Origin of the sequence: Paenibacillus sp. OV219 (genome assembly GCF_900110075.1) — a bacterium.
Classification (GTDB): Bacteria; Bacillota; Bacilli; order Paenibacillales; family Paenibacillaceae; genus Paenibacillus_Z.
Window position 1 is genome coordinate 1 of the sequence record NZ_FOCJ01000028.1, and the last position, 6376, is coordinate 6376.

7 protein-coding genes are annotated in these 6376 nt (G+C 44.5%); 3 read left to right on the forward strand and 4 right to left on the reverse strand.

Annotated elements, in window-relative coordinates; genetic code table 11:
• Positions 1 to 330 precede the first annotated feature (330 nt).
• On the reverse strand, positions 331 to 1239 hold the full coding sequence (locus BMY11_RS28240; protein ID WP_090583823.1) for an SDR family oxidoreductase: 909 nt from the start codon (positions 1237 to 1239) through the stop codon (positions 331 to 333).
• 179 nt (positions 1240 to 1418) lie between these two features.
• On the opposite strand from BMY11_RS28240, the gene BMY11_RS28245 reads away from it, so the two are divergent.
• From BMY11_RS28245 to BMY11_RS29060, 3 genes are read left to right on the forward strand one after another with little or no spacing between them, the layout of a single operon-like run.
• Positions 1419 to 1826 carry a hypothetical protein gene (locus tag BMY11_RS28245; protein WP_090583826.1) on the forward strand — a complete coding sequence of 136 codons (408 nt, stop codon included), beginning with the start codon at positions 1419 to 1421 and terminating at the stop codon, positions 1824 to 1826.
• The gene (locus BMY11_RS29055; protein WP_177182865.1) at positions 1826 to 1999 is read left to right on the forward strand and encodes a hypothetical protein; all 174 of its coding nucleotides are present in this window, start codon (positions 1826 to 1828) and stop codon (positions 1997 to 1999) included. The genes BMY11_RS28245 and BMY11_RS29055 overlap by 1 nt, the downstream gene beginning before the upstream one ends.
• Entirely contained in the window at positions 1999 to 2175 is a 177-nt protein-coding gene (locus BMY11_RS29060; protein WP_177182866.1) for a hypothetical protein, read from the forward strand. Before BMY11_RS29055 ends, BMY11_RS29060 begins: the two co-directional genes overlap by 1 nt.
• A 1-nt stretch (position 2176) precedes the next feature.
• Here BMY11_RS29060 and BMY11_RS28250 read toward each other — a convergent pair whose 3' ends face one another.
• Genes BMY11_RS28250 through BMY11_RS28260 form a run of 3 tightly spaced genes read right to left on the reverse strand, consistent with a single transcriptional unit; the run spans position 2177 to position 5723 of the window.
• Positions 2177 to 3265 (reverse strand): Ger(x)C family spore germination protein, encoded by a 1089-nt coding sequence (locus BMY11_RS28250; protein WP_090583828.1) that lies wholly within the window; start codon positions 3263 to 3265, stop codon positions 2177 to 2179.
• Positions 3262 to 4368 (reverse strand): GerAB/ArcD/ProY family transporter, encoded by a 1107-nt coding sequence (locus tag BMY11_RS28255; protein WP_090583831.1) that lies wholly within the window; start codon positions 4366 to 4368, stop codon positions 3262 to 3264. The genes BMY11_RS28250 and BMY11_RS28255 overlap by 4 nt, the downstream gene beginning before the upstream one ends.
• Positions 4365 to 5723 carry a spore germination protein gene (locus BMY11_RS28260; protein ID WP_090583834.1) on the reverse strand — a complete coding sequence of 453 codons (1359 nt, stop codon included), beginning with the start codon at positions 5721 to 5723 and terminating at the stop codon, positions 4365 to 4367. The genes BMY11_RS28255 and BMY11_RS28260 overlap by 4 nt, the downstream gene beginning before the upstream one ends.
• Between the last annotated feature and the right edge of the window lie 653 nt (positions 5724 to 6376).

Sequence of the window (6376 nt, forward strand, 5' to 3'; positions counted from 1 at the left end):
AATTCCTCCCAAAAATCGCACACCTGCATGCCCAATCTTTCGAAAATACGAAACGTGTGATCCGAGAAACGCTGTCGGATTGCATCGATTTTGCCCGGATGAATCCGATATACTCTCAATTCGTATATCATTCGTCTATCATCTCCAATCTTCTGACAATTTCAATTATAGGTAATTCAACTTGCCATGAGAAGAAGGGAAAAAGTTTATATTAAGTTACTTAAAGTTAACTAAATGAAGTTCGGAGCTTGAATGGATGGCAGATTTTGCGACTAAAATAAAACTCATTATCTACTGCCGTCTCATTTGCCTCCCCCTTTTTGCCAGCCGCTATGAGTAACGGATCAACCCTCCATTTACATGAATCACTTGACCTGTGACGTACATGGATTCGTTTGCTGCAAGGTATACAAAGGCTGGCGCTATCTCAAATGGTTGTGCTGCACGTCCGATCGGGCTGTCAGTGCCTAGAGTAGCTACATGTTCCCTGGAGTAGGTACTAACGTTGAGAGGCGTCCATGACGGACCAGGTGAGACCGCATTAACCCTTATCCATTTCTCAGCCAAAGACAGTGCCATACTGCGAGTAAAACTTACGATTGCACCTTTAGTTGTAGAGTAATCAATGACATCCTTGTCTCCTTCGTAGGCGACTCTTGAGGTTGTATTGATGATGGCGCTGCCTTTATCCAAATAAGGAAGCGCCGCTTTAGTCAAATAAAACAAGGGGAATATATTGGTTCGAAAAGTGTTTTCGAGTTGTTCATTGGAGATGTCCATAATACTGCTTGTAAAAGGTTGAACGGCTGCGTTATTGATTAAGATGTCCAGTCTATTATAGTGACGGAGCGTCTCAGCTATAATATCTGGCGAACTGGCTGGATCGCGAAGATCTCGGGCCAGAAGCAGACAGCGAGTCCCAAATTGCTCAACATACTTTTTGGTTTCTTCCGCATCGATATGCTCATTCAAATATACGATAGCCAGATCGGCTCCTTCTTTAGCATAAGCGGCTGCAATTGCACGTCCAAATCCGCTATCACCTCCAGTAATGATCGCAACCTTCCCTTTCAGCTTACCGCTACCGACATACCCAGGGTAATCAAAGATAGGGCGCGGCACCATGAGATACTCCAGACCAGGGACTTGATCCTGATGCTGTGGCGGAAATGCTATAGGCTCCTGTACTAACTTGGTTTGATAACCAAGAAAGGGATAGACTGGATAGGAGAATGGCATGATTCATACCTCCGAGTTATCGTATTTGAATGTGCTTGTAATCTAATTTTCAGAATTCCATACGCAAATGGAAATGTTATACTCATTTAGATTTGACTACATCTATATTTAATTATGAGGTTTATGAAATATGTTATTTACAATCCATCCAGAGAAGTACAACAAGAGCAAAAAAGAGGTTGCCATACCTCGAGTATCAATGGCAAACCGGAGCCAAGTCGGGCGAGATCGAGCACAATAAAGAATCGAACATCAGTGCCAGCATTCATAAGTTCCAGACGATCCGCAAAGCATCTGGTACGCCCGTTCAAGCGATCGAGCAAGGCGAAGCCACTGGCGGATCCGTGATCGAGCGTCTGGAGGAGCAGATCGAGGCTACGAAGAACAACACGGAGCTGCTGGTCGAAATGGTTCGCTTCATGGGTACTGTCGATCAGCGTTTGAAATCCATGCAGGAGATCATCAACAATCAACAACATATGATTAAGAACTTGACCGATGAGATCGATCGCCATATTGCCCAGAACGACATCTTAGTGAAGCAGCAAGACGCGATGAACAAACTCATCGAGAAAGTGGTGCAATAATGAGCCAAGTGATGATAGACGGTCTGAACGACATGATGAAAGCTCTGCAGGATGAATACGATGAATGTTCCTCTGCAATCGGGGAATTAACCCAGAAGCAGATGGAGATCGCCAGCCAGATGGCGGAGATGGGTCAGAAAATTTTGCAGCTCGAAAAGGAGATATTAAAATAATGAACAATATAGCGGAATTGAAAGCCGAACTGCATCAGATCAATGATTCGATCGCCACGATCAACGTCACGCTCGATGCGTTCGGGGAAGACGAAGAGCTCAGTCGGCAGCTTCAGAAATTGGTCGAAGCGCGAGGAAATCATTCGAAAATTGAATGCTATCCATTAGGAGTTTAGTCTACTTGATAGCCCCTGAACTGGCTATTTTCACTTGAACCTTAACGTCGAATTGGACTTTTGGGTACCACGATTGCCAATCGTTCCAGGCCTTGTCCACGGCTAGATGAGTGGCCTGATATCGCAGACCGAAGCCGACAGGATCGACACCTTTTTGCTGCATCAGTTCCAATAGTTTTTGAATCCGCTTCTCTCCTTGTTTTTCCGCTTCCTGTTCGTAGCTCCTCCAATTTTCATTATAAAAAACATGATTTGTTTCTTCGATATTTCCCTCCATTTTCACTTTCAGATGGACAATCGGAGGCTGCTTTCCAACAGCCTCCTGTATATTGTATTTTACATGGAGGTCTCTGACGGCAAGCATGAAATTAGCCTTTTCCGTTTTCGTTACCAGTTCGATTCTTTGAAATGTGCGCACCAGCGTGATAAATATTCGAGTCTGGTCGGGCGAAAGGGTAAGGACTCCTTGGTCTTTGTTCAAAAGCATGACCTGATTAATTGTATAGGAGTCCTTTTCCGCTCGGATGACGGGGAGGAAAGGATCCTTTCCTCTTTCTTTGCTGCGTCTGTAGAAATCGGATAAATACTCTGTCACCGTGTAGGATGATTCTGTCCCTTCATGGTCAAAGCTGAGAAAGAGAGCATCGCCCGGAAACTGTTCGGACTTTGACTTGACTTGTAATACTGCATTCGCCGTAGGTTCCCCAACAGCCATATACCCGATCATTTGAATATCTCCCCGCCGCACCAGCCAGTCCAATGGTTCAGAAAAGCCTTCTTGGATAAGGGACTTTCCCAGTACGATTGCTTTGGCATGACCGAATTCCAGTTCTTTGTCCACTTTGGATTTGATCAGGCGAACCGCTTCCGTAACCGAGCTCGCGTCCTGTTGAACGATCTGGAATTGGGACTGACCGGGCGCCATATTTTCGGAGGGAACGGCTAGTTTGAGCGAAACCCGGTACCGTTTAGTCGGATTCCCGCTATCATCGATACCGATAACCATAACGAAAGACTGGTTATCGATATCCTTAAAGCCGCAACCAGCCAAAAGCAGCACCATTAGTGCAATAACGGCAGCCTTTTTCATGCCTTTACCTTCTTTCTCTTTCTTCTAGCTACGTAGCATAAGAAGCAGACCAATACAATCTCGCTCCAAAACCGTATGTGAATCCAGTAATTTGCATAAGCAGCCTCCATTCTCTCTTTGACTGCCCACTGGTAGAGGATCGTCAACAATCCGAAGATGCAGCATATGCACCAACTCAGGGCTGGTGTTTCCACTTTGTCGAGATTCGGCTTTTTGGAAGAAAAGCAGCCTTTGGCTAACTCGGCTGCGATATGCCAAACTACGGATACGTAAACAAACGAAAGCAAAATATACGTCAGGACAAAAAGATAAACGACCCGATCGAAAAAACCGTATTTCATGCGTAAGGAATCCGTAGTAGCAACCCAAACATGAATGTAATCTCCCACCCCGATAGTCCCATGAAAGCCGATCGGAACAAAGAAAGTGGTGGCTAGCGTTAAATAGCCCATAATCGGTAATACCCACCGGTATCGAATTTTACCTTCCTGCTTAAAGTTACGGTTGAATATACAAAAGTTGACGTAGCCGATCATTACGATAGAAGCTGAAGATAAAGCTATGAGGGACGGCGGATGCCCCACATAATTCGCTACGGTGCGAATAGCGTCCCAATCCATCATGTTGTTGCTATATGCTTTTGCAAGAATGAAAATCAACAACGGAAGACACAGTACCATGGCGATCTCTTGACCAAATAGCACTGTACGGGTGGGACGGGTCGCGGCCCAAATACAAATCAGAACAAAAAAGATGTTGAGAAAAGTCAGTTTGATATTCTGATTAAAGAAGCGCACGATCATGATCGAAATAATATTCACGATCGAAGTCCCAGAGACAAACCAATACAGTGCGAAAAACAGAAGCAAGGGCTTCCAAATCCAAGCAGGCATTGATTCACGGACAATTTCGGGAAGTCCCATCCCGGGAAAGCTGCGTATAGCTATAGTGAAGAGAAAAGCAAGCAATGATCCAATTGCCCCGCCGACGATCAGAGCCATAACGGCTCCGTGGAACCGATTTTCGATCAGAATTCGGGGCACAAAGAGGAATAGATTTATCATCATGGTCATCGTCACGTTATAGTAAAAGTAGCGGTTCATGACACGTTCCTCCCCTTCTTCATTCCCGTGGAAGAGCGTTCATTAGCAAAAATACGAAAATAAGGTTGCCCGAAGCTGCGCAGGTTTGCCAGCCAGAACAGAATGATAAAAAATCCGGCAGCCAAACCCGTCACCCCGAGTAAGCTCGCAATAAGGATCAAAGGGTACCGGATCACCCTTATTGCATAGAACATTGGGTTCACAGGAATTACAAAGCTGGAAATCGCGACGAGCGAGACCACGATGATCAGGACGCTGCTGACGAGCCCTGCCTGCTGTGCGGCTTGCCCTAGAATTAACCCTCCTACGGTCGCCGCTGAAGGGCCGATATATCTAGGCAGACGTACGCTAGCTTCCGTGAGGGCTTCTATCATAAATAACATGATCAGGACTTCCATATAGGAAGGATACGGAACGTCGGCCCTGCTGCCAGCAATGGAAAGAGCGAGCTGTACGCGAAACATTTCGGGATTGAAAGATACGGCAGCAATATAAATCGCAGGCAGAAAAAGCGTAAAAAAAATGGCTACATATCTTAAAATAACGGTAAAGCGGTTAACCCAATAATTCGTATAAATATCATCCATTGAAGATATGAAATCGTAAAAAACAACGGGGCCGATCATGACGAATGGGGTTCCCTGAACCAAGAATACGATCTTCCCCTGCGACAAGTTGAGAACGGTACGGTCTGGTCGATCGGTATGAAGCATGGTTGGGAATAGGGAGTACTTTTTCTGATTCAGGAGTAAGTACAACTGGTGAGGAGTCAGGACAACTGCAGCATTCAGATCCTTTAATCTTTCTTTCACATGGCTAAGGGCGGTTTGATCCACTAACGACGAGTCATACAATAATGAAACCTTCGTTTGGGTTGATTTCCCCGCGGTAAGATTCTCCACGATCAAGTCGGCGGACGGATATCGCTGACGGATGATGCTGACATTGGTTTCATTATCTTCACTGAACGCGTTCTGGGGCCCATAAAGCGTTCCTTCTACCTGAGACGGGCCAGGCTGACTACCTAGATCTTTTACAGCTTTAAATGCGAGAATCTGATCTCCTATGAATATCAAAGCGAATCCTGCGTACAGTTTTTGCTGTAGGCTTCCGGTATCCGATGCTTCGACCGATTCTGCCATATCCCTTATATAAGGCGCAAACTCGGATAGAGATGACATTTCTGCAAATGGAATCCGAATGTACAAAAGCAGTTTATTTGGATCGCAGAGCGAAACGTTATATAGCAGCTGTAAAGTCCCGTCCTTCTTTTGAAGCTGCAGGTTTTGGTTGTCATCCGAAGCCGATAATCGACTGATTAATTCTTGGCAGAAACGATCGATCCGTATACTCATTATTGCATCCTCCAACGGTATGATTACCTATTATTATTTCCATACCATGGAAAAACAGACCTTCAAGGGCCCCCCTATTCTAAAAACAATTAAGGCACTGTGGGGGTCAATTCAAAAATCAATTTGAAAGAAATCGTCTGGAGGTGATCGAGCTGGAGTACAAAATTACGCAGGCAAAATACAGGCGGCAAACAGATAAAGCTACAGTTCCAAGCAGTCTTAGATCAGATTTTCCCTTAATATAGAGGTATCTTTGGGACCTTATTCCAAAGTTTCATTGCTGCTGATATACCGAGCTAGTTCAATCGCTTATTGAAACTCAACGATGGGATTGTATTGGATTTGGTAACACTATCGGTATAGGAACAATATTTGCTAGTAGTTTTCCCACGGCTGTTTCATGCAACAAAAGTTGAGTTGCTCAGATTTATTTTTTTATTTTTTGGTAATAAATTACTAAATCTTCTGTGAAGGATGGTGAATAGGATGTATTTCATAATAGCAGCAACAATAATTGCATTCACTATTATGGTATATATGCCCAAAAAGCTAACTGTACAGGAGATGTTCTGTACTTGGATACTAGTGGCCTGGATTACACGTACTTGTGATCAGTTTCTTGATCAAGTCTTTAATCTCTATGACCAACTTCC

What these genes read in the sequence shown, in the direction of transcription:
- BMY11_RS28240 (WP_090583823.1), bottom strand. Translation starts at nt 1,239, where the DNA reads ATGCCATTCTCCTATCCAGTCTATCCCTTTCTTGGTTATCAAACCAAG.
- BMY11_RS29055 (WP_177182865.1), top strand. Translation starts at nt 1,826, where the DNA reads ATGAGCCAAGTGATGATAGACGGTCTGAACGACATGATGAAAGCTCTG.
- BMY11_RS29060 (WP_177182866.1), top strand. Translation starts at nt 1,999, where the DNA reads ATGAACAATATAGCGGAATTGAAAGCCGAACTGCATCAGATCAATGAT.
- BMY11_RS28250 (WP_090583828.1), bottom strand. Translation starts at nt 3,265, where the DNA reads ATGAAAAAGGCTGCCGTTATTGCACTAATGGTGCTGCTTTTGGCTGGT.
- BMY11_RS28255 (WP_090583831.1), bottom strand. Translation starts at nt 4,368, where the DNA reads ATGAACCGCTACTTTTACTATAACGTGACGATGACCATGATGATAAAT.
- BMY11_RS28260 (WP_090583834.1), bottom strand. Translation starts at nt 5,723, where the DNA reads ATGAGTATACGGATCGATCGTTTCTGCCAAGAATTAATCAGTCGATTA.